The following is a 22,458-nucleotide window of genomic DNA, read 5'->3' on the forward strand; positions in this document are numbered from 1 at the left end:
CACTTCATCGCGAGCTTCCCTCGGCGATGGCCTTGTCCAGCGCGGCCAGGTCCAATCCCGTCACCCGCGCCACCTCGCGCCCATCCTTCCCGTACACGACGACGAACGGCAGGTTGGGCACCCCGCCCAGGTAGCGCTTCGCCAGCGGCGTGTCCCACGAGACGACGTTCAGCTTCCGGTACGCCACGTCCGCGCGCCCGTTCAGCAGCCCGTACATGTGCGCGTCCACCTTCCGGCACGGCGGGCACCAGTCCGCGTAGAAGTCGAACACCGTCACCTTGCCCCGCACCGCGTGCGCGCCCAGCTCCGGCACGTCCTCGCCCGCCTCGGACAGCCTGCGCAGGTCCGCGCCCTCCGCGAGCGCCGGCAGCGGCTCGAAGGACAGGTCCGGGTGGCACGCGTAGCACTGGGACTCCGGCACGGCGTGCTCGCCGCACCAGTCCCTCGCCGCCTTGAACTTCTCCACGAGGTGCGGGTTGCACCGGGTGCACGTCTCCCGGGGCACGCGGTGCTCGCAGAACTCCGCGTCCTGGCTCGAGGCCACGCTCAGCGAGCTGAGCTGTCCGTGCGCGGGCTCCGCGGGCTCCGGAGCCGCCGCGGGACGGGACGACGCACAGCCGGTGGCCACCCACACGGCGCCGCAGAGGAAGAGCGATTTCGCGACAGTCATTGGTGGAGCGCAGGATACCCGCTCCGTGCCTCGAAGCTACCCGCGCACGAGGTTGCGCAGGACGAACCAGAGGTTGGCTGGACGCTCGGCCAGCCGGCGCATGAAATACGGGTACCAGTGCCGCCCATACGGAACGTAGATGCGCACCGGGTGGCCGTCCTTCGCGAGCCGCTCCTGCAAGTCGCGCCGGATGCCGTAGAGCATCTGGAACTCGAACGCGCCGCGCGGCAGCCCCAGCTTCGCCGCGTACTCCAGCGTGGCGTCAATCATGCGCTCATCATGTGTCGCGATACCGTGATAAACGCCGCTGTCGAGCAGCACCTTCATGCAGCGCACGAAGTTGGCGTCCACGTCCTCCTTGTCCGGGAAGGCCACGTCCGGGCCCTCCAGGTACGCGCCCTTGCACAGCCGGATGCGCACCCGCTCCGAGCAGAGCGCCCGCGCGTCCGCCTCCGTGCGCCGCAGGTAGCTCTGGAGCACCGCGCCCACGTGCGGCTCGCCGAACTCCGCGTGCAGCTCACGCACGATATCCAGCGTCACCTGCGTCACCGCGCTGTGCTCCATGTCGATGCGTACGAAGGAGTCCCGCCGCGCCGCCTCCGCCACCACCGCGCGCGCGTTCTCCAGCGCCAGCGCCTTGTCGAACAGCAGCCCGCACTGGGTGAGCTTCAGCGACACGTTGGCCTTCACGCCCACCTGGTCGATGCGCGCCAGCAGCCGCTGGTAGTGGCGCACCTCGTCGCGCGTCTCCTCCGGCGTCTTCACCGCCTCGTTGAGGTGGTCGAAGGAGGCCATGAGCCCCCGCTCGGTGAGCGCCTTCACCGCGTCCACCGCCTCCTCCAGCGTCTCACCGGCGATGAAGCGCGAGGCCATCTTCCGGAAGGGGCGCATGCGCGTGGCCAGGTCCTTCAGGCCTTCCCGGCGGGACAGGTACAGCAGGGCGGAGCGGGACAGGTGGTCGGCGGCGGTCATGGCGTGTGTGGTGGCGCGGCGTCAGACCGCGTGCCTCAGCAGGAAGTCTCCGACGAAGGTATTGAAGGACTGCGAGTGGCTCATGTACGGCAGGTGGCTGGCCTCCCGGAGCACCTCCATGCGGGCTCCGGGAATGTGCTCGGCCACGTCCCGCGCGGCGTACGTGGGCACCAGCAGGTCCCTGCCGCCCTGGATGATGAGCGTGGGCACCCGAATCTCGTGGAGCCGGTGCATGAAGTCCGCCGCCAGCACGTCGCGCAGGCGGCGCAGCAGCTCCATGGAGGACAGCCGCCGCGCCTCGCGGACGAATTCCGCGCGCCCCTCCGGAGGCAGGTGCGGGCCACCCAGCACCCTCGCCACCGTGGGCGCGAAGACATATGCCAGCGGCCGCGGAGAGCGCACCAGGGTGGACAGCGTCAGCGCCAGCCGGCGGATGCGGCGCACGCTGGCCACGGGCGAGACGAGCACCAGCGCCTTCACCCGCTCCGGGTGCGCCAGCGTGTAGGCGATGGAGAGCAGGCTGCCGTACGAGGAGCCCACCAGCGCGAAGCGCTCCGGCAGCCGTGCCTCGTCATGGTTCAGCACGGCCAGGTTCCACTGCAGCGGCGTGTGCGTGGCCGGAGTGCGCAGGGGCGGCGTCCACAAGAGCAGGCGCAGCGCGTCCGCGAGCGGCCCCATGGGCGCGAAGGAGCGCCCGCTGGCGCCCAGTCCCGGCAGGCACACCACGGTGCGTGACGCGTCCATGTTGCCGCCGGGGAAGGTGAACAGGCGCACCGGCGTGCCGCGGACGAAGCGCTCCTCGTGGAGCACGTGCTCGTAGCCGGACTGGATGTCCTCCACATGCGGGACGAGCGGCGGGCGGTGGTGCGCCACCGCGGGGGGCGAAGAAACATCAAACATGGCAGGCCCTCACCAACAGCCACCGGACACTGGCGGCCACACGGTCCTTGAAGGCGCGCAGGCGGGACTCGGGCGCGTCCGGAGGCGGCGGCTCGTGCGGCGCGCCCAGCGCGAAGGTGAGCTGCACGGGGAGGGGCAGTGGCCCCAGCCCCATCACCAGCGGCATCCGGTACTTGTCCCCGTCCGCCAGGCGGAGGCACAGCCGCTCCTCGCCCGGCGGCCAGAAGAAGGTGTCGTCCACGCCGAAGCCCGCGAAGGGCACCACCGGCACGCCCGCGCGCGCCGCGAGCCGCGCGAAGCCCAGCGCCCGCTCCCAGCGCAGCCGGTAGCGCCCATGGCTGCGCTTGAACGTCTCCCGCGCCCCGCCGGGGTAGCAGACGACGAGCGCCCCGGCTCCCAGCGCCGCCAGCGCGTTCTCCCGCGTGCCCTCGACTCCGCCCAGCCAGGGCAGCACGGTGCGCACCAGCGGAATGCGGAAGAAGCCCCGCTCGGCCAGTCCCACGGGATGGCGGCCCGTGGCCCGGTGAAGCAGGTGGAAGAAGGCGGGCGTCTCGTAGCCCCATACGCCGTGGTTGCCCACCAGCAGCACCGGCCCGGCCAGCGGCAGGTGCTCGGCGCCCACCAGCTTCGCGCGGTGGTACCGGGCCGACAGCGCCGCGCTCTTCTCGGCGAAGCGGAACACGGCCTGGCGCAGGCTGGCGAGCGAGGCTTCCACGGGGAAGAAAGATGGCGACGCCCCCGCGCTCCGCCACCCGCGCCCCTTTGCGCTGGCGGGCCACCTGGCAGGCGCCCGCCGCCGGGAAGCCCTCCGCCTACCGAGCGGCCGGTAGAGACAGCCCCCACCGTGAGTGAAGTTAATGGCTGATGGAAGGCACGCTCCGGTTGTCTGCTTCCCTGTCCATGTCGAACGTTGGGTTATGAGCAGCCCGTTCGACATCCTCATCGAGCAGCATCGGGAGCTGGAGGAGCGCTTCGAGCGGCTGGCGGACTCCGGCATCGAGGCGCCGCGCGGGCAGGTGGCGGAGGCGCTGGAGCTGCTTCGGTTGCACTCGCGGCTGGAGGAGCGCTGCTTCTATCCCCTGCTCATGCAGGTGGAGGGGCGCGCCCGGGCCCGGGAAGAGGCCGAAGACCACCTCACCATGCGCGAGCTGATGGACGAGCTGGAAGAACTGCCGCCCGGCCACCCGGAATGGCTGGCACACCTCTTCGCGCTGGAAGACCTGGTCGTGGCGCATTTCCAAGAGGAGGAAAGCGCCATCCTGCCACGGTTGGTGATGGCGCTGGATGCCCAGCAAAGGGATGACGTCCGGCGTGATTTATCGGTCACCCGTGAGGAGCTGCTCGCGCGAGCCCAGGTCTTCCACGTTCCGGGCCGGGGTCCCCTCTTGGAGACCCTGCGCTGGGACGGCTGACGTACCCCCTCCCGCAGCTCCGGGAAACAGGTGAGACCTGCGACAAAAGGGCTGCTCGGACGTTCTCAGTCACAACTTTTATCACTTCCTTTAGACAAGTCCTTTGCTGCAAGGTATGGGTATGGGAGCATTGACATCCCCCCGTTTCCCCTAGTGAGGAATCAAGAATGTCCGTGGACAAAGCGTTTCGGGACATGATCCGCAACGAAATCGATGCGCAGCTCCGGCCCCTCCGTGACGTGGTTTCGCGTCTGGAGGCGGGCACGGCGGACCTGGACGCGCTTCGCAGTGTGGCCGAGCGGCTGGCGCCGCTGGCCGAGGTGGTGGGGCCCCTGTTCGGCGCGAACGCGCCGGCGGCGGCCAAGGCGGGCCGTCGGGGTCCGGGCCGTCCTCCCGCGCGCGCCGCGGTGAGCGCCGCCGCGGTGGGTGGCAAGCGCCGGGGCCGCAAGCCGGCGGCGGGCACCGAGGGCTCGCGTGCGTGCGCCATCATCGGCTGCGGCAAGCCCAGCCGCACCAAGGGCTACTGCGCGGCCCACTACCAGAAGCTCCGGATGCTGGAGAAGACCAACCGCCGGCCCTCCGCCTGGAAGGACTACGCCGAGCCGGACTCCGTCGAGGACATCAAGCTGCCGCGTGGACGCGCCGCGTCCAAGGCGCTGGCGGCGGCCGCCCAGGCGGGTAGCGCGGGCTAGCCTGGCGGTTACGCTGCCCCGGCCCGGGCAGGATGTGACCGCGCCCCCGTCTACCGAGCTCCCATGCCGTCTCGCGGGGAGTGGGTTCGGGGTATGTCCGTGCGAGAGACACTTGCTCGCGGGGACTCGCAGAAGCATGTATGCCCGGGCCCATGAACAAACGAGACCTGGAGCCTGGAATCATCACCGACCTGGCCGGAAGGACCACGTACGGCGACTATCTTCAGCTCGACCGGTTGCTGTCGGCGCAGGTGACGCGCTCGCAGCCGCCCCACCACGACGAGCTGCTGTTCATCATCCAGCACCAGACGAGCGAGTTGTGGATGAAGCTCCTCATCCACGAGCTGAGCGCCTGCATCCGCTATGTGCAGGCGGACCGGCTGGAGCCCTCGTTCAAGATTTTTGCCCGGGTGGCGCACATCCAGCGGATGCTCTTCGAGCAGTGGAGCGTGCTGGAGACGCTCACGCCGAATGAGTACCTGGAGTTCCGGGAGACGCTCGGCAGTGCGTCGGGCTTCCAGAGCTTCCAGTACCGCGCGGTGGAGTTCCTGCTGGGCAACAAGGACGCGCAGGCGCTGGGGCCCTTCCGCCACGTGCCGGCCATCCACGGCGAGCTGGAGCGGCTCCTGGAGTCCCCCAGCCTCTACGACGAGTTCCTGCGCCACCTGGCCCGCATGGGGCACAAGGTGCCGCAGAGCCACGTGCAGCGCGACTGGCGCCAGCCGTACCAGAAGAGCCCCGAGGTGGTGGAGGTGTTCCGCCGCATCTACGAGGACACCGACGCGCACTGGGACGCGTATGAGATGTGCGAGAAGCTGGTGGACACGGAGGAGCGGTTCCAGCTCTGGCGCTACCGTCACATGATGACGGTGATGCGCATCATCGGCTTCAAGCAGGGCACGGGCGGCTCGTCCGGCGTGAGCTTCCTGCGCAAGGCGTTGGACCTGCGCTTCTTCCCGGAGCTGTGGGACGTGCGCACGGAGCTGTCGCCGCCCACGGCCCGTCACCGGGGGCCGTGACTCACTTCCACTTGCAGCCCTTGATTTTCTTGCAGAAGGCCTGGTTGGTGGCCGTCTCGCACTTGGGCGCCAGGCCCGTGCAGGTCTTGGTGGCGAAGGAGTAGGAGCACCCCGGCTGGCTGCTGCAGAACGTCTGCCCGTAGACACCGCAGAAGGTGGCCTTGCCGGTGCAGCTTCCACCGGTGGAGGCGGTGGTGTCGGAGGCCGTGCCCGCGTCCTGGGCCGCGGGAGTGCCCGCGTCGCCTCGAGGGGCCTTCGCGCTGGCGGGAGAACATGCCAGCAACACCGCCACCGCGAGTCCTGAGAGGAGACCCAGACGACGCACAACGCGCTGCTGAACCATGATTCCGTCCTTTCGAAGGAGAGGCTCCGCACTCTAGAGGCGCGCACCCCCCGGAGCGAGGGGAACGCGGTGATGACGTCCGGCGGAGGGCGGGCATTCAACCGGCTCCCCGTGGCCGGCTGGCCGCCCGCCCGGCGGGCGCGGTGGTGCGGTAGAAGGAGGGCGCATGCTCACGCGGCTCCGCATCCAGAACTTCAAGGCGTGGAAGGACACAGGAGACATCCGTCTCGCGCCGCTCACCGTCTTCTTCGGAACGAACAGCTCCGGGAAGACGAGCTTCCATCAGCTCCTGTTGATGCTGAAGCAGACGGCCCAGTCTCGCGACCGGCGCCGCGTGCTGCACCTCGGGGACACGGACTCGATTGTGGACCTGGGTGTCTGGCCGGAGATGGTGTTCAACCATGACCCGGCGGCGACGCTCGCGTTCGAGCTGGGATACCAGTTGGACCGGAACCGGAAGTTGTCCGAACCGGGCTTCAGGGACTCAGTCCCGCAAGAGGTGTCCTTCCGGGCGGCCATCGCGGATGACGGTGCGCGGTCCGGGCGCCTCGAAGTCAGGGAGTTCGCATACTCCTTCGAGGCCGAGCCGGGCAGGCCGGGCCTGGTGGGGATGCGCCGCTGGGGGACTGGGAAGGAAGCGGGCCATGAGCTCGTCGCTCCACCCGCGCTGCTCCCCCGCCGCTTCGAGCGTGAGGCCGCGCGTCTGCCCGCGCCCGTTCATTTCCACCGGTTCCCCGATGAAATCGAACTGCACTACAAGGGAACCGAGCTGGCCTACGACCTCGTCTATGGCCTGGAGCAGCAGTTGAACGCGCTGGAGTACCTGGGCCCCCTCCGGCGCAAGCCCTCGCGCAGCTACTCCTGGTCTGGCGAAGCCCCCGAGGGTGTGGGCGACGAGGGGGAGCGGACCGTCTCGGCCCTGCTGGCTGCTCAGGAGCGCCTCCTGGTCCTGAAGGGGGCTCGGCCGCTCCCGTTCCTGGAGGTCATCTCGACGCACCTGCTCAAGATGGGGCTGCTCGAGTCCTTCGAGGCCAGGCTCGTGGCACAGCACCGCAAGGAGTATGAGCTGCTCGTGAGGACTCCCGGGAGCCCCAGGAACGTGAGCCTGGTGGATGTCGGGTTCGGCATCTCGCAGGTGCTGCCTGTATTGGTCCAGTGCTTCTACGCGGACGCGGGCTCCACGCTCATCTTCGAGCAACCCGAGCTCCACCTCCACCCGCGCGCGCAGAACGAGCTGGGGGACCTCTTCATCGAGGCGATTCATGCGGAGGAGAACGGGCAGCCGCGCGACATCCAGTTGCTCATCGAAAGTCACTCCGAGCACCTGCTCCGCCGCATCCAGCGGCGCATCGCGGAAGGGCGCCTGAAGCGCGAGGACGCCGCGCTCTACTTCTGCTCGCCAGGGCCCGAGGGCTCCCGCATCGAGGAGCTGAAGCTCGACGAGGACGGCAACATCACCAACTGGCCGGAGAACTTCTTCGGTGACGAGATGGGGGACCTCGTCGCGATGACCGAGGCCGCGATGAAGCGCAAGCTGGAGCAGGGAAGGCGATGAGGGCTCCTGTTCTTCCTACCGTCGTTGATACCAACGTCCCGCTCACGGCCAACAAGACGGACGACCCGAGCCCGGGTTGCGTGCTGGCCTGCGTGCAGGCGCTTCAGTCGGTGATGACGGGGCACCTCGTCCTGGACGAGCACTGGCACATCATCAACGAGTACAGGCACAAGCTGTCGTCCGATGGGCAGCCGGGCATCGGGGACCGCTTCCTCAAGTGGGTGCTGACGAACCACGCGAACCCGCAGCGCTGCTCCAAGGTCCGGCTGACGCCGCGCCAGGAGGACCCGCGCGACTTCGAGGAGTTCCCGCGTGACGAGTCGCTCGCCGGCTTCGACCCATCCGACCGGAAGTTCGTCGCGGTGAGCTGCGCCCACCCCGAGCGCCCTGTCATCCTGCAGGCCACGGACAGCAAGTGGTGGGGCCTGCGCGAGGCCCTCCACCAGAGTGGTGTGCAGGTCCGGTTCCTCTGCCCGAAGGACATCGAGCAGATTCACGAGCGCAAGGGCGGGCAGTGATGACGGACGACTTCTTCAAGTTCCCCCATACACCGCACCTGGACTGGCTCTCCTCCGCGCCCGTGCGCCACGACAAGGTGCTCTCCCCGCCGGAGGTACGTGAGTTCCTCGGTGGCGAGGTGCTCGTCGAGGAGAAGGTGGACGGCGCCAACCTGGGCATCTCCGTGGGGCCGGGCGGCGAGCTGCGCGCGCAGAACCGCGGCTCATTCCTGGGCACCCGCGCATCGCCCCAGTTCCAGCCGCTGTGGCCATGGCTGGAGGCCCGGCGCCAGCAGCTCGTCGACGCCCTGGGGCGGCGCCTGATGCTCTTTGGCGAGTGGTGCTTCGCCGTCCACAGCGTCCACTACGACGCGCTGCCGGACTGGTTCCTCGCCTTCGACGTCTACGACAAGCAGGAGGGGCGCTTCTGGTCGTCCGCGCGGCGGGATGCGCTGACGGAGTCGCTCGGGCTCGCGCGGGTGCCTGTCGTGGCGAGGGGGCACTTCTCGCTGGACGAGGTGAAGAAGCTGCTCGGAGCTTCCTCCCTCACCCGGGCGCCCATGGAGGGCGTGTATCTGCGGCGTGACGAGGGCGACTGGCTGCTCGCCCGCGCGAAGCTCGTCCGCCCCGAGTTCGTCCAGGCCATCGAGGAGCACTGGTCCTCCCGGCCGATGGAGCGCAACGCCGTCGCCTCGAAGGGGCCTGCCTGACGTCCTCGCTCCGGCCCGCCTGCCTGCCCGGCGTGCCGCCCGCGTGGCCTGCCCATTCCGGCGCCGCTCCCTAGCTTGAAGGGACCCACATCCTTCATTCCCTCACGGGAGGAGCGAACCATGGCCGAGCGCGAAGTCCCCAAGAAGGACCCACGGCTTCCCGAGGACGAGGCACCTCTCAAACGCGAGGCGGGAGACCGGCCCATTCCCACGCCGGGGCACATCGGCCACCTGCCGGATGACAGCCCCGGCCCCGGCAAGCCCGTCGTCTATCCCCCGCACGAGCCCGAGGAGTGACGGGTTGCGGGCACGAGTGAAGGGGACCGGCTCCTCCGGCCCTTCGCTCCTGTAACATCGGCCCCGGCAGCGGCTTGCGATGTCGGACCGGAGTGAGAATCTCCGGTCATGAGACTACCTCGCAGGTTGCTCGTCCCGCAAATGACCCAGAAGCCCGCCACCTATGCAGACCTGGAGGCCCTCCCTCCCGACAAGATAGGGGAGCTCATCGGCGGGGTGCTGTATGCGAGCCCCCGGCCGGTGATGGCGCATGGATGGGCCGCCTCCAAGCTCCATGGAGAGCTGTACGGCCCCTTCGACCGCGGCGGGGGCGGTGGACCCGGTGGCTGGCACTTCGTCTTCGAGCCCGAGCTGCATCTGGGGGACGACGTGCTCGTACCCGACCTCGCGGGATGGCGGCGCGAGCGCATGCCAGACGTGCCGCCAGGTGTCGGTGTGAAGGTCGCACCGGATTGGCTTTGTGAGGTGCTCTCGCCTTCCACCGCGTCATTGGACCGTGACCGGAAGTTGACCGTCTATGCCCGCGAGGGCGTGCGGCACGTATGGCTCGTGGACCCGAGGCTCCGTACCTTGGAGGTCTTCCGGCTGGAGGGTTCACACTATGTTCCACTCGGCATTCATACGGGTGGGGCCACCGTCCGTGCCGAACCCTTCGAGGTGCTTGCCCTGGAACTTCGCGTCCTCTGGAGGAACTGAGCGGGATACGCTGCCCGGACCATGGATGCCGCGGCTCCCCTGCTCTTCGACAAGGCCCATTTCCTCTGCTACCGCACCTTCGACATCGCTGAGGAAATCGACCTCGAGCGCGCGCGCAGGGCGCTCACCGAGGACTCGCGCCGGCTGAAGCTGTCCCGCGAGAACAGCCAGTACCTCCAGCTCCCCAACCCGCCGCTGGCCTATGAGCTGGGCCGCCGCCCGCTGGCCCTGAAGGACGGGCCCGTCACCGTGGACGCCACCGCGCGCCTGTTCGACCACGGCGCCGCCTCCATCATCCTCCGCGTCCCCGTCGTCCCCGGCACCTCCTTCGAGCACCTCACCCGCGTGGCCGACGAGCTGTACGACAGCCAGGCGCTGGAGGACCTCGCCCTGGAGCTCGTCGAGGGCGTGCGCCGCACCATCGCCCCCGCGGTGCAGGAGCCGCACCTGTGGGACCAGAACGAGAGCTACACCATCATCTTCGCGGAGAGCATCCGCGGTAATCCGAGCGCGGAGGCGCTGCTCGCCCAGGCGGACATCGCCCGGCTCCTGCTGGGAGAGAACGGCGCCGTTCCCCTGGCCTCCGCCGAGAGCGAGTCCGTCACCAAGACGCGCTTCAGCTACACCGTCAACGACCTGGTCGTCATCGACTGGAACAGCGCCTTCGTCTACGAGCCCTCGGGCTCCAGGGACATCCCGGACCTGCTGGAGATCGCCAACGCGCAGCTCCTGGAGTTCCGCTACTACGACCAGCGGCTCGACGCGCACATCACCCGCATCCACGAGGAGGTGCAGGCCAAGCGCCAGGGCTGGGTGCGCCTCTTCCGCAGCCCCTACCGCAACCTGACGCGGCAGACGCTGGCCACGCTGGTGGACCTCAACGAGTTCATCGAGCGCGTGGAGAACAGCCTCAAAATCATCGGCGACTTCTACCTGGCCAAGGTCTACGAGGGCGCCGTGCGCCGCATGCGCATCCCCGCCTGGCAGGACTCCGTCACCCGGAAGCAGCAGCTCCTCGCCCAGACGTATGGCCTGCTCAAGGGCGACGTGGACATCGACCGCTCCCACACGCTCGAGGCCATCATCATCCTGCTCATCGTGCTCGAAATCTTCTTCGCCTTCTTCAAGGTGTTCGAGCACTGAGCGTTGGTGGCGCACGTTGTGCCCCCAGGGAGGGTGCCCCGGGTTTCCCCGAATCCCCAGACGTGGGAGACTGGTATGTGAGGCAGGGGCGTAGACGGCCCGTGCCGGGGGGAGTGGGGCATGAAGGTGCCCGAGAGCAGCCTGGTGGCCGCGGTGGACCGCATGTCGCGGGCCCTGGAGCGGCTCGCGGCGGCGCCGCCCGTGGTGGCGGTGCTGGAGGAACTGGTGCGTCAATCGGCGGCCACGCTGGGCGCGCCCGGGGCCTTCGTGTCCTGGTGGGGCGAGGCGGGACGCCTGCGCACGCTCGTCACTCCCGGCGTGCCCGAGGAGGCCGCCACCATCTGCGCGCAGCGGCTGCTGGCGTCCGCGCCGGGGCCTTCCGACACGCCGGCGCCGTACGTCGCGGTGGAGCTGCGGCGGGACGCGCTGCTGGCGGACGAGCCCGAGGTGCTCCAGCAACTGGACGCGAGGGCCCTGCTGTCGCTGCCCATCTTCTTCTCCTCGGGCCGGGGAGCCGCCGGGGTGCTGGCGGTGCTGTTCCGCGAGGCGCGGCAACCGGCGGACGAGGACATCAAGCGCTTCAGCCTCTACTCGCGGCTGGCCGCGCTGGCGCTGGAGCGCGAGCGCATGGCGGAGACCACCCGCCAGTCCGTGCTGCTCGCGCGGGCGGAGGTGGAGGAGGGCGAGGTGCTGCGCCTCGGCCGCTTCCAGGCGGTGACGGAGGCCTTCGGCCGCGCGCTCACCCGCGACGAGGTGGCGCGCGTGGTGCTGGATTTGGGCCTGCCCGCCGTGGGGGCGGTGGCCGGCATGGTGCACCTGGTGGACCCGGCCGGGACGGCGGTGGAGCTGACGGCGTCGGTGGGCGTGCCCGAGGAGGTGGTGGCGTCCATGCGCGTGCTGCCCAGGGGCGGGAAGGACCTGCCGGGCTACGACGCGGTCCGCGCGGGCGCGCCGGTGTGGCTGGAGAGCGCGGACGAGGTGCGGGCGCGCTACCCGCGCCTCACGGCCCTGGTGGCCTCGGGGCGGGTGCAGTCCCTGGTGGTGTTGCCGCTGTACGTGGAGGGGCGTGTCTTCGGAACGCTGGGCTTCGGCTTCGCGGAGGCGAAGCGCTTCTCCGCGCTGGAGCGCGCGTCCATCGCCGGGCTGGCGCGGCAGTGTGGCCAGGCGCTGGAGCGCTCGCGGCTGTACGAGCGTGAGCGCACCGCGCGGCTCCAGGCGGAGGCGGCGGGACAGCGCCTGCGGCTGCTGGTGGATGCGAGCGCCCTGGTGGCCAGCTCGCTGGAGTGGGAGGAGACGGTGGCCGGCGTGGCGCGGCTCTCGTTGGGTAGCTTCGCGGACGGGTGCACCGTGGATGCGTACGAGGACGGCGTGGTGCGCCGGCTGGTGGTGCTGCACGCCGACTCGCGTGAGGCGCCGCGGGACTCGGAGTGGATGCACTCGAAGCCGGGGGCTGGAGGGGAGGGGGAGGTCCTGGGGCCGGTGCATGCCTCGCTGCTGGCGGAAGTGCTGGCCACGGGGCGCTCGCGGATGGTGACCCGCCCGCGGGGGACGGACGCGGGGCCCGGCGGGGGCTCGCTCATCGTGACGCCGCTGGTGGCGCGCCACCGCACGCAGGGGGCGCTTACCTTCGTGCGGAACGAGGAGCGGCCGCCGTTCGACGACGCGGACCTGGCGCTGGCGGAGGAGCTGGCGGGGCGGGCGGCGCTGGCCATCGACAACGCGTGGCTGTTCCGCAAGGCCCGCGCGGCGGAGGAGGAGAGCCGGCGCGGCGCGGCGCGGCTCCACGTGCTGGTGCAGGTCAGCCAGCTCATCGCCGAGGCGGGGTTGGATTTGCCCACGGTGCTGGACGTGCTGGCGAGCAAGGTGTCGGAGGCGATTGGGGACGCGTGCGTGCTCCAACTCCTCTCCGAGGACCGGGAGCACCTGAACGTGGTGTCTCTCCACCACCCGAACCCCGGCGCGCGCGTGATGCTGGAGGAGTCCCTGCAACGCGACCCGCCGAGGCTGGGCGAGGGGCTGTCGGGGCGCGTGGCCGCCACCGGGCAGACGCTCTTCGTGCCCCGGCTGAAGGCGGAGGAGCTGCACGGCGAGCGGGTGCCGGAGGTCGTTTCGTTCCTGGAGCGCTACGGACCGCACGGCCTCATCATCGTCCCCCTGGGCGCACGGGGCCGGGTGCTGGGCACGCTGGGGGTGATGCGCGAGGCGCAGGGGCGCGAGTACACCCTGGAGGAGCGCGCGCTGCTGGAGAGCCTGGCGGCCCGGGCGGCGCTGGCCATCGAGGACGCACGGCTGTACGGCGCGGCCACCCAGGCGGTGAAGGCGCGCGACGAGCTGCTGTCGGTGGCGGGCCATGAGCTGAAGTCGCCGCTCAACGCGCTCCAGCTCCAGATTCACCTGCTGGCGCGCATGGCGAAGGAGGCCATGGCGGCCAACGGGCTGGCGGAGCGCGCGGAGAAGGCGGCGCGGGCGAGCCAGCGGCTGGGGCTGCTCATCGACGACCTGCTGGACGTGTCGCGCATCAGCGCCGGGAGGCTGAGCCTCCAGCGCGAGGAGGTGGACCTGGCGGCGCTGACGCGCGAGGTGACGGCGCGCATGTCCGAGGAGCTGGCGCGCGCGGGGAGCGAGGTGCGGCTGGAGACGGATGCGCGGGTGATGGGGCAGTGGGACCGGCTGCGGCTGGAGCAGGTGCTGGTGAACCTGCTGTCCAACGCGGCGAAGTACGGCGCGGGCCGCCCGGTGCTGGTGACGGTGGGCGCGCGGGGACCGATGGCGGTGCTGGCGGTGCGGGACGAGGGCATCGGCGTGGCGCCGGAGGAGCAGGAGCGCATCTTCGAGCGCTTCGAGCGCTCGGCGTCGGTGCAGCACTTCAAGGGGCTGGGCCTGGGGCTGTGGATTACCCGGCGCATCATCGAGGCCCACGGCGGCTGCATCCGCCTGGAGAGCCAGCCGGGCCAGGGCTCCACCTTCACCGTGGAGCTGCCGCTCGTGGAGGCGGCGTCCGGGGCGGCATAGGTGTGTCCATATTTCCACCCGCGCGGTGAAGAAACGGGACTTGCGGCCCGGGGCATGGGGCCGTTAAGTCGGCGGCGATGCCGAGGCCGAAGGGGAGCCGCAACCACGACCATGAGGAGACCCGGCGCTCCATCCTGCGGTTGCTCCAGCAGCGCCTGCTGAGCGTGGGGGGCGCGACGGCCAGCTTCCGGGAGCTGGCGGCCAGCGCCGGGCTCAACCCCGCGACGCTGCGGCACTACTTCAAGACGCGCGAGGAGCTGCTCCAGGCCGTCTTCACCGCCCTGCGCGAGGTGGGCGAGCGCTACATCTCCGAGGGCGCCACGGCCGACCGGGGAGGCGTGCGCGCCTCGCTGCGCTGGTTCCTGGAGTACTTCCAGGGCGGCTGGTCTCGCGGCCTGGGGCCCATGCACACCCTGGGGCTGACGGCCGGGCTGGTGGACCCGAAGGTGGGCGCGTCCTACCTCAACGAGGTGCTGGACCCCACGCTCCAGTCCGCGGAGGCGCGCATCGCCCTCCATGTGGCGAAGGGCGAGCTGCTCCCCTGTGACCTCCGCCATGCGGCGCTGGAGCTGGTGACGCCGTTCATGTTCGCCCTGCTCCACCAGCACGGGCTGGAGGGCTCGCGGTGCCGGCCGCTCGCGCTCGACAGGTTCCTCGACGACCACGTCGAGCGGTTCCTCAGGGCCTACGCGGTGGACGGTGGGCGCCCGGTGCCTCGCTCCCGGACCCGGCGCCGGAGGGCACCCTCCGTGAAGAAGAAGGGCGCGCGCGGGGTGAAGGTGCCTCGGAAGTAGGGGCGGGGAGGTTTCTGGAACCGGATGGATGAAGATATCCGGCCCTGATTCGGCGGGCCGGTAACGGAATTTCCGCTCAGCCGTCCTGTGCCTCGAAACGGGCTGAAAAGGCCTGGAGGCACACCTTGATAGAATCAATCACCCGGGTTGGAGAATGGGGCCGGCGCCGTTTCGCCCTGCTGGTGCTGCTGCTCGCACCGGCGGTGGTGCTGGCGCAGGGGGCCCCGGACGCGGGCCCGGCCGACGCGGGGGCCGCCACCGGCGTGCTCACCCGGGCCCCGGAGCTGAAGCGGCAGGTGGAGGCGCCCTATCCGCCCGAGGCACTCCGGCAACAGCTCTCCGGCACGGTGGTCCTCCAGGTGGACATCTCCGACACCGGCGCCGTCACGGACGTTCAGGTGGTGGAGCCCGCCGGCAACGGTTTCGACGAGGCGGCTGTCGCCGCGGTCCGCCAGTTCGAGTTCGAGCCCGCGGAGGTGGACGGTGTCCCCGCGCCGGTGCGCATCACCTATGCGTACCAGTTCGTCTGGCGCGAGGAGCCGGTGGCCGAGGCGCCGGGCGCGGACGGCGGCGTGCCGGAGGCGCCGGTCAACTTCAGCGGGCTCGCGCTGGAGCGGGGCACTCGCAAGCCGTTGGTGGGCGCGGAGGTGGCGCTGCCCTCGCTGGGGCTGTCCGCGACGACGGACGGGGAGGGGCGCTTCTCCCTGCGCGGCGTGCCCGAGGGCACCCATGAGGTGCTGGTGGTGCTCGCCGGCTACCAGCGCTTCGAGACGAAGGAGACGGTGGCCGAGGGCGAGGAGACGCGCGCCACGTACTACGTCCAGAAGCGCATCTTCAGCCCCTTCGAGACGGTGGTGCGCAGCGAGCGTGAGCGCAAGGAGGTGACTCGCACCACCTTGCAGGTGGCCGAGGTGCAGCGCGTGCCCGGCACCCAGGGTGACACGCTGAAGGTGGTGCAGAACCTGCCCGGCATCGCGCGGCCTGCCTTCAACGGTGGGGACATCGTCATCCGCGGCACGGGGCCGCAGCAGTCGGGCGTCTACCTGGACGGGGTGCGAATCCCGCTGCTGTATCACTTCGGCGGGCTCAACAGCGTCTACAACTCCGACCTGCTGGAGTCGCTGGACTACCTGCCCGGCAACTTCCCGGCCGCGTACGGCAACGCGATTGGCGGCATCATCGACGTGAAGAGCCGCGCTCCGCGCACGGACCGCTTCGGCGGTACCGCCTCGGTGAGCCTCATCGAGGCGAACATGGTGCTGGAGGCGCCGGTGGCGAAGGACGTGAGCGTCGCCGTCGCGGGCCGGCGCAGCTACATCGACGGGGTGCTGGGACTGGCGCCGGAGGAGGTCACCGACGGCTTCCGGGTGGCGCCGCGCTACTACGACGCCCAGGCCCGCGTGGAGTGGCGCGCCTCGTCCCGGCACACGCTCGACTTCCTCACGCTCACCTCGGATGACCAGCTGGGGCTCGTCTTCGAGCGCCCGTCCGATGACGACCCGACGGCGTCCGGTGACTTCCGCCTGCGGACGGGCTTCACGCAGCTCAGGCTGCGCCACCGCTACCGGGGCGAGAAGCTGCGCCTGGACACGATTGGCATGTACGGCTGGGGCATCGTCCTGGTGAACCCGCCCGGCGTGGGGGGCATCGACCTGCGCTACCGCGAGGGGACGCTGCGCACCACCGCCGAGTACCCGCTGTCCGACGCGGTGACACTGGCCGGTGGCCTGGACATCTCCGCGCAGCGCGCGCAGCTGACGTCGGAGACCTCCACCACGATTTCTCGCGAGGGTCAGCCGGAGCTGCCCGACGCGGTGCGGGAGTACACGCGCATCCAGAGCAAGCGCGCCACGCAGTACTACCCGGCCACGTGGGTGGAGGCCCGGCTGAAGCCGCTGCCGGAGCTGCTGGTGGTGCCGGGCCTGCGCTCGGAGTCCTACGTCTACACGGACCAGGCGGACCCACGGCGGGTGTTCAGCCCGAGGCTCGCCGCGCGCTACGCGCTCAACGAGCAGTGGACGCTGAAGGGCGGCACGGGCCTGTACCACGTGTTCCCCACGCAGGGAGAGCCCATCCTCGAGGTGGGCAACCCGGAGCTGCTCGCCGAGCGTAGCCTGCAGTCGAGCCTGGGCGCGGAGTGGAAGCCGTCACCGGAGTGGTTCGTGTCGGCGGAGGGCTTCTACAACCGGCTCAGCCGGCTGGTGGTCACCTCCAGCCGCACGGTGGAGCGGGGCGGGCAGCTCGTGCCGGAGCGGCTCGCGAATGACGGGCGTGGCACGGTGTACGGCGCGGAGCTGCTGGTGCGCCGCGCGCTGACGGACCGGCTCTTCGGGTGGCTGGCGTACACGGTGAGCCGCTCGGAGCGCGTGGACCGGCCCGGGGCGGCGTCGCGCCTGTTCGACAACGACCAGACGCACGTGCTGACGCTGGTGGGCTCCTACAAGCTGCCGGGCGGCTGGGAGCTGGGCGCGCGCTTCCGGTACGCGTCGGGCAACCCCACCACGCCGGTGGTGGGCTCGGTGCGTGACGACCTGGCCGACATCTACGTGCCGTTCTATGGCGCGGTGAACAGCGAGCGGCTGCCGGCCTTCCACCAGCTCGACGTGCGCGTGGACAAGACGTGGGTCTACGAGCGTTGGAGCCTGAATCTCTTCCTCGACCTGACCAATGCGTACAACCGCGCGGCCTTCGAGGGAGTCACCTACAGCTACAACTACAGCCAGCGGGAGTACTTCCGCGGGCTGCCCATCCTGCCCGTGCTGGGCGTCAAGGGGAGCTTCTAGCCATGGGCATGCTCCAGGGGTTCGCGAGGGCTCGCGCCGCCGTGCTGGCGGTGGGGCTGATGGTCTCCGGGTGTGGCAACGAACTGGAGAAGCAGAGTCAGGTGACGCGCGTGCGCGTGCTGGCCGTGCGCGGCACGCCGGCGGAGCTGGTGATTCCGCCCGAGGGAGGGGCGCCGCTGGCGGTGCGGCTGGAGGCGCTCGCGGTGGCGCCGGATGCACGGCCGCTCACGGTGACGTACGCCTTGTGCCGGCCGGGCAACGTGTACGCGGCGGACTTCCAGTGCCCTGGGAAGGACGGTGTGGAGCTACCGGAGGGACAGCTCTCGCCGGAGGACCCCTCGGTGCGGGCGCTGCTGGAGCAGGTGGTGGGCGGCGACACGGGCGACCCGGCGGTACGTGCGCGCCTGGAGGCCGGCGTGTCCTTCTACGTAGGCTACGAGGTGAGCGACGGCAGCGGCACGCCCGAGGGCGGAGAGCGAGGCCTGCGCCGCATGACGGCGCGGCTCACCGACACGCCGAACCAGAATCCCCGGCTGGCTGATGTGTTGCACCAGGGCGAGTCCCTCGCGGGGCCGCTGCCCGCGGGCACGGAGGTGGCGCTCACGCCGGTGCTGGCCGAGGGGAGCCAGGAGACGTACGTGGGAGCGCAGGGCGAGGTGACGGAGCGTGTCACGTTCGCCTGGCATGCCACGGGTTCGGGCGAGGTGGAGTTCTTCCGCTCGGTGCAGCCCGTGGAGGGGGAGTCCGGTGAGTCCGGCACCGAGTACACCACGCCCTCCGAGCCCCAGCAGGTCACGTTCTACGTGGTCGCGCGGGACGAGCGCGGCGGCACTGATTGGCTGACTCGCACCATCGAGGTGCGCTGAAGAAGGTTCGGCGTGTCCGGGGCCGGCTTTTCACTTCGTTGCCCACGGTGCATCAGGGAGAGCCCAGGGCCCATGAGACGAGTCCCTGGACTGGCCCTGCTGATTGCCGCGTGGCTGTTGACCGCGTGTTCCACGTCGCATCCCGCGCTGAGGGCCTGGGAGGAAGCAGCGCCCGCGGAGGGGTGTGAGGCGCCGGGCGAGGATTCGTGCGTCGTGCTGGCGTGCGAGGAGCGCCTGTGCGGCTTCTTCCGGTGCGAGGACGTGGAGGTTCCGGAGGAGGCACCCCAGCGCTCCGGGCTGGAGGTGGAGCCGGTGCTGCTCATGCGGCCGGGGCTGCCAATGGGGCCGGTCCGGCCGGGGCGCGTGTGGCGGTGGTCCCCCGCGGTGCGCCGAGGCGCCGAGCCGGTGATGACGTTTCAGTGGTACGCGGCGTCGCAACCGCGCCCGCCTCCGCCACGCGTGCCCTTCGCGTTGCTGCCGGCGCCGCGCCTGCAGAAGCATCACATCTTCCCCCAGGCGGAGGAACTGGCCCAGTGGTTCAAGGGACGTGGCATCAACATTCACGAGTACACCCTGCTCATCCCGGAATACGTCCATCGACGCATCCACGGCGGAGGGCCTTCCGGGGGCTTGTGGAATGAGGCGTGGAGAGAGTTCATCCGGTCCAATCAGCTGAGGAACGTGCCGCGCGAGGAGATCTTCCGCCACGCCGGAGCCCTCATCTACCGCTTCGAGTTGACCGGACCCGTCGTGCCCTATTACCGGCACTTCCGATGATGCATTGCCTCGTGGGTGGCGCTTGAAATTCTACGAGCTGAAAGCCGACTGGTCGGTGTCCTACACGGGCCGCCTGAGCGGTATCTACAAGTGGTATCTGCCAGCGGTGCTCGACTGCCCGGGTTGTGGACCCGGAGTCTTTGGCAATGAGACGCTGCGCCATCCCTGTGTGGACCTGACGGCACTGCCGAACGTACACGAGTACGCATACCGGCCGCCCCAGCCTCTCGACGAGTACCTCCGCCTGAGCGAGCAGCTCCGCCCATTGCTTCCTCCCGGAGCAGTGCTGATGCCAGGAATGGCGCTGGGGCCGATGGTCGGAAAGGCCTCGGGCACCTTCGGGCAGCTCTTCATGCATGACCCCAGCTTCGTTCACATGCGCAGGGAGGCCCTGGAGCGGTTGCAGGAGGCGGGCATCCGCGGGCTCCATGGCTGCCCCCTGGAAGTCCGCTTCCGGGGAAAGAACCCACCCGAGCTGCTGGAGCCGCACCTGGAGCTTCGCGGTGAGTTCCACCCGGACTGCCTGCCCGAGGACGCAAGGACGTGTAAGCGGTGCGGCGCGAAGAACCACAGCCTCCCGCGCCCGTACATCCTCGACGCCACGACACTGCCCACGGAACTCGACCTGTTCCGGTTGGCCGATTGGTCCGCGGTCATCATCGCCACCGAGCGCTTCGTGGACGCCGTGAAGCGGCTGCAGCTGGACGGAGTCACCTTCCGCGAGGTGGCGGTCCGCTGACCTCCACCACCCACCTCCTGGACACGTCGTGTCCCCTGCGCTCTGTTGCCTCCGTCATGACGCACGCCCTCCTTCGCTTCGCCCTCCTCGCCACCGTGCTGGGGGCGCTCGCGCCCGCGTGCCGCCACGCCCCCGAGGACCGGCCCACGCTCGATGATGACGGTGACGGCGTGCTCAACGCCGACGACGCCTGCCCAGGCACGCGCGGCACCGCGAGGACGCGCGGCTGCCCTCCGAAGGACACCGACGGTGACGGCGTGGACGACTCCGCCGACAAGTGCCCGCGCCACGCCGGCCCCGCGTCCCGCGAGGGCTGCCCCATGCGCGACGTGGATGAGGACGGCGTGGAGGACGCGAGGGATGCCTGCCCCCGCGTGGCCGGCGTCCCGGAGCGGCAGGGCTGCCCCGTGCAGGACCTGGACCGGGACGGCCTGGAGGGCGCGGCGGACAAGTGTCCCGAGGACGCCGGCCCGGCCTCCCGTGACGGCTGCCCCGAGCAGGACGAGGACCATGACGGCGTCCCCGACGCGGACGACGCCTGCCCCCGCGAGGAGGGCTTTCCCTCCCTGCGCGGCTGCCCCGAGCGCGACAGGGATGGGGACTCCGTCGCGGACCACCGGGACAACTGTCCCCGCGAACCGGGCCCGCGGGACAACCAGGGGTGCCCGCCCCGGCAGCCGCAGCTCGTCATCATCCGTCCGGACCGGCTGGAGCTCCGCGAGCGCCTCGTGTTCGAGCCCGGAGCGGCCACCCTCCAGGCGCGCTCGCTCCCGCTGCTGGACAACGTGGCCCGGGTGCTCCTGGTCCACCCGGAGCTGACCCCGGTCCTCATCGAGAGCCACACCGACAACCGCGGCGACGCGGACGCCAACCGCGCGCTGTCCCAGGCCCGGGCGGAGGCGGTGCGTGAGTACCTCGTGGGCCAGGGCGTCCCCGCGGACCGGCTGGATGCCCGGGGGTACGGGCCGGAGCGCCCCATCGCCTCCAATGAGACCTCCCTCGGACGCGAGGCCAACCGGCGCGTGGAACTGCTCCTTCCTCCTCCCCCCGGCAGGGCGCCCCGGGCCGGGCCGAGGATGCCGGGCCGCTGACCGCCCATGTCATGTATGATCCACCTCCATGAGTGCTTCGAGCCCCCTGTTCGGTGACCTGCTGCTCAAGCTGGGCATCGTCACGCCCAGCCAGGTGCAGGAGGCCCTTGCCCTCCAGGCCCTCACCGGTCAGCGGGTGGGCGAGGCCCTCATCTCCCTGGGCTACGTCACGCGGGAGCAGATTCAGGACGCGCTGGGCGAGGCGCTCGGGCTTCACCAGGACAAGAGCCCCTTGCAGCCCGCGCTGGGCGAGCTGCTGGTGGGGCTCAAGTACGTGACGCTCGCGCAGCTCGAGGAGGCGCTCGCCCGCCAGCGCCGCGACGGCCGCAAGCTGGGCGAAATCCTCGTGGAGCTCGGCCACTGCACCTACAAGCAGATCTACGAAGGCCTCAGCCTGCAGAACCGCATCGCCGGGCGCCAGGAGGCTCCGCGTCCCTTCGTTGACGGCCGCCGCCGCGTGGTGGTGGTGGACGACAGCCCCCTGGCCTGCGCCTTCGTGCAGGAGGGCCTGGTGGCGCTGGGCTACGAGGTCCTCTGCTTCCAGGACCCGTTCGAGGCGCTGGAGGGCATGGGCCGCCTGCAGCCGGCCATCGTCCTCAGTGATTTGGAGATGCCCGGCCTGGACGGCGTGGAGCTGTGCCGCCGGCTGAAGGAGGGCCCCAGCCGCGGCGTGCCCGTCATCATCCTCACCGCCAATGACCGCGAGGCCGAGCGCGTGCGCGGCCTGCGCGCCGGCGCGGACGACTACGTCAACAAGTCCGCGTCCATGGACGAGCTGGCGGCGCGCATCGAGAGCGTGGTGCGGCGCACCGACGAGACGGAGCGCATGCGCAAGCTGTTCGCGCGCTACACCTCCGACGCGGTGGTGGACGAAATCCTCAAGAGCGCGGACGCGGTGGTGCTCACCGGCGAGAAGCGCGAGGTGACGCTGCTCTTCGCCGACATCCGCAACTTCACCGGGCTCGCGGACAGCCTGCCGCCGGAGCAGGTGGTGGGTGTGCTCAACCAGGTGCTCGGGCGGCTGTCGGACGCGGTGCTGACCTGCGGCGGCACGCTCGACAAGTTCCTGGGCGACGGGCTGATGGCGGTGTTCGGCGCGCCGGTGGCCCGCACGGACGACGCGCTGCGCGCGCTCCAGTGCGCGAAGATGATGATGGACGCCATGGCGGACCTGCGCATCGAGGCCGAGGCGGAGTGGGCCGCCAACGGGCGCGAGGGCCGGCCGCTGGTGCTGGAGCTGGGCGTCGGCATCAACTCGGGCGTGGTGGTGGCCGGCAACATCGGCAGCACCGTGCGCGCCGAGTACACCTGCATCGGCGACGCGGTGAACGTGGCCGCGCGGCTGTGCGCGCTGGCCGGGCCGGGCGAAATCCTGGTAGGCGAGCGCACCCGCGAGCTGGTGAACGCCAACGAGACGGCCTTCGAGGACCTGCCCCCGGTGCGGCTGAAGGGAAAGCAGCAGCCCGTTCCGCTGTACCGCGCGTTATAAG

22 protein-coding genes are annotated in these 22,458 nt (G+C 70.5%); 17 read left to right on the plus strand and 5 right to left on the minus strand.

The genetic code is table 11. The annotated features are described in order from the left end of the window. Positions 1 to 4: 4 nt before the first annotated feature. The 4 genes from K8638_RS22190 to K8638_RS22205 are packed head-to-tail and all read right to left on the minus strand — an operon-like array spanning position 5 to position 3,257. Complete coding sequence (locus K8638_RS22190; RefSeq protein ID WP_223756578.1) at positions 5 to 670, minus strand: thioredoxin family protein; 666 nt, start codon at positions 668 to 670, stop codon at positions 5 to 7. 36 nt (positions 671 to 706) lie between these two features. Next, the gene (locus tag K8638_RS22195; RefSeq protein ID WP_223756579.1) at positions 707 to 1,642 is read right to left on the minus strand and encodes a proline dehydrogenase family protein; all 936 of its coding nucleotides are present in this window, start codon (positions 1,640 to 1,642) and stop codon (positions 707 to 709) included. A 21-nt stretch (positions 1,643 to 1,663) separates the two neighbouring features. Further along, positions 1,664 to 2,542 carry an alpha/beta fold hydrolase gene (locus K8638_RS22200; protein WP_223756580.1) on the minus strand — a complete coding sequence of 293 codons (879 nt, stop codon included), beginning with the start codon at positions 2,540 to 2,542 and terminating at the stop codon, positions 1,664 to 1,666. Beyond that, a complete protein-coding gene (locus K8638_RS22205; protein WP_223756581.1) occupies positions 2,535 to 3,257 on the minus strand; it encodes a lysophospholipid acyltransferase family protein in 723 nt (240 codons plus the stop codon). The genes K8638_RS22200 and K8638_RS22205 overlap by 8 nt, the downstream gene beginning before the upstream one ends. A 202-nt stretch (positions 3,258 to 3,459) precedes the next feature. Here K8638_RS22205 and K8638_RS22210 point away from each other — a divergent pair, with 202 nt between their 5' ends. The 3 genes from K8638_RS22210 to K8638_RS22220 all read left to right on the plus strand — a co-directional run bounded on the left by K8638_RS22210 (position 3,460) and on the right by K8638_RS22220 (position 5,665). Further along, entirely contained in the window at positions 3,460 to 3,954 is a 495-nt protein-coding gene (locus tag K8638_RS22210) for a hemerythrin domain-containing protein (RefSeq protein ID WP_223756582.1), read from the plus strand. A 167-nt stretch (positions 3,955 to 4,121) separates the two neighbouring features. Continuing rightward, positions 4,122 to 4,646: a cell wall protein gene (locus tag K8638_RS22215; protein WP_223756583.1), complete on the plus strand. Its 525-nt coding sequence runs from the start codon at positions 4,122 to 4,124 to the stop codon at positions 4,644 to 4,646. Positions 4,647 to 4,786: 140 nt separating this feature from the next. Further along, the gene (locus tag K8638_RS22220) at positions 4,787 to 5,665 is read left to right on the plus strand and encodes a tryptophan 2,3-dioxygenase (protein ID WP_223756584.1); all 879 of its coding nucleotides are present in this window, start codon (positions 4,787 to 4,789) and stop codon (positions 5,663 to 5,665) included. Position 5,666: 1 nt separating this feature from the next. Here the strand turns inward: K8638_RS22220 and K8638_RS22225 are convergent, their stop codons facing one another. Further along, positions 5,667 to 5,990 (minus strand): hypothetical protein, encoded by a 324-nt coding sequence (locus tag K8638_RS22225; protein WP_223756585.1) that lies wholly within the window; start codon positions 5,988 to 5,990, stop codon positions 5,667 to 5,669. 184 nt (positions 5,991 to 6,174) lie between these two features. On the opposite strand from K8638_RS22225, the gene K8638_RS22230 reads away from it, so the two are divergent. From K8638_RS22230 to K8638_RS22295, 14 genes are all read left to right on the plus strand, one after another. After that, on the plus strand, positions 6,175 to 7,563 hold the full coding sequence (locus tag K8638_RS22230) for a DUF3696 domain-containing protein (RefSeq protein ID WP_223756586.1): 1,389 nt from the start codon (positions 6,175 to 6,177) through the stop codon (positions 7,561 to 7,563). After that, positions 7,560 to 8,081: a hypothetical protein gene (locus K8638_RS22235; protein ID WP_223756587.1), complete on the plus strand. Its 522-nt coding sequence runs from the start codon at positions 7,560 to 7,562 to the stop codon at positions 8,079 to 8,081. Before K8638_RS22230 ends, K8638_RS22235 begins: the two co-directional genes overlap by 4 nt. Next, positions 8,081 to 8,770, plus strand: coding sequence for an RNA ligase family protein (locus tag K8638_RS22240; RefSeq protein WP_223756588.1), 690 nt, complete (start codon positions 8,081 to 8,083; stop codon positions 8,768 to 8,770). Before K8638_RS22235 ends, K8638_RS22240 begins: the two co-directional genes overlap by 1 nt. A gap of 120 nt (positions 8,771 to 8,890) precedes the next feature. After that, the gene (locus tag K8638_RS22245) at positions 8,891 to 9,067 is read left to right on the plus strand and encodes a hypothetical protein (protein WP_223756589.1); all 177 of its coding nucleotides are present in this window, start codon (positions 8,891 to 8,893) and stop codon (positions 9,065 to 9,067) included. Positions 9,068 to 9,208: 141 nt separating this feature from the next. Then, the gene (locus K8638_RS22250) at positions 9,209 to 9,763 is read left to right on the plus strand and encodes a Uma2 family endonuclease (protein WP_223756590.1); all 555 of its coding nucleotides are present in this window, start codon (positions 9,209 to 9,211) and stop codon (positions 9,761 to 9,763) included. A gap of 21 nt (positions 9,764 to 9,784) precedes the next feature. Then, positions 9,785 to 10,906 carry a hypothetical protein gene (locus tag K8638_RS22255; RefSeq protein WP_223756591.1) on the plus strand — a complete coding sequence of 374 codons (1,122 nt, stop codon included), beginning with the start codon at positions 9,785 to 9,787 and terminating at the stop codon, positions 10,904 to 10,906. A 120-nt stretch (positions 10,907 to 11,026) separates the two neighbouring features. Next, positions 11,027 to 13,918 carry a GAF domain-containing protein gene (locus K8638_RS22260; RefSeq protein ID WP_223756592.1) on the plus strand — a complete coding sequence of 964 codons (2,892 nt, stop codon included), beginning with the start codon at positions 11,027 to 11,029 and terminating at the stop codon, positions 13,916 to 13,918. A gap of 77 nt (positions 13,919 to 13,995) precedes the next feature. Then, positions 13,996 to 14,712, plus strand: coding sequence for a TetR/AcrR family transcriptional regulator (locus K8638_RS22265; RefSeq protein WP_223756593.1), 717 nt, complete (start codon positions 13,996 to 13,998; stop codon positions 14,710 to 14,712). A 125-nt stretch (positions 14,713 to 14,837) separates the two neighbouring features. After that, positions 14,838 to 17,495, plus strand: a complete 2,658-nt coding sequence (locus K8638_RS22270; RefSeq protein WP_370644078.1) for a TonB-dependent receptor domain-containing protein — start codon at positions 14,838 to 14,840, stop codon at positions 17,493 to 17,495. Between the two features lie 2 nt (positions 17,496 to 17,497). Beyond that, entirely contained in the window at positions 17,498 to 18,361 is an 864-nt protein-coding gene (locus tag K8638_RS22275; RefSeq protein WP_223756594.1) for a hypothetical protein, read from the plus strand. Between the two features lie 72 nt (positions 18,362 to 18,433). After that, positions 18,434 to 19,138 carry a TIGR02269 family lipoprotein gene (locus K8638_RS22280; RefSeq protein ID WP_223756595.1) on the plus strand — a complete coding sequence of 235 codons (705 nt, stop codon included), beginning with the start codon at positions 18,434 to 18,436 and terminating at the stop codon, positions 19,136 to 19,138. A 22-nt stretch (positions 19,139 to 19,160) separates the two neighbouring features. Next, positions 19,161 to 19,877: a double-CXXCG motif protein gene (locus K8638_RS22285; RefSeq protein WP_223756596.1), complete on the plus strand. Its 717-nt coding sequence runs from the start codon at positions 19,161 to 19,163 to the stop codon at positions 19,875 to 19,877. A gap of 56 nt (positions 19,878 to 19,933) precedes the next feature. Beyond that, entirely contained in the window at positions 19,934 to 20,968 is a 1,035-nt protein-coding gene (locus tag K8638_RS22290; protein WP_223756597.1) for an OmpA family protein, read from the plus strand. A 28-nt stretch (positions 20,969 to 20,996) separates the two neighbouring features. After that, complete coding sequence (locus K8638_RS22295) at positions 20,997 to 22,457, plus strand: adenylate/guanylate cyclase domain-containing protein (protein ID WP_223756598.1); 1,461 nt, start codon at positions 20,997 to 20,999, stop codon at positions 22,455 to 22,457. Position 22,458: the final 1 nt, after the last annotated feature.

The sequence above is a fragment of the Myxococcus sp. RHSTA-1-4 genome (genome assembly GCF_020037125.1).
Lineage (GTDB): Bacteria > Myxococcota > Myxococcia > Myxococcales > Myxococcaceae > Myxococcus.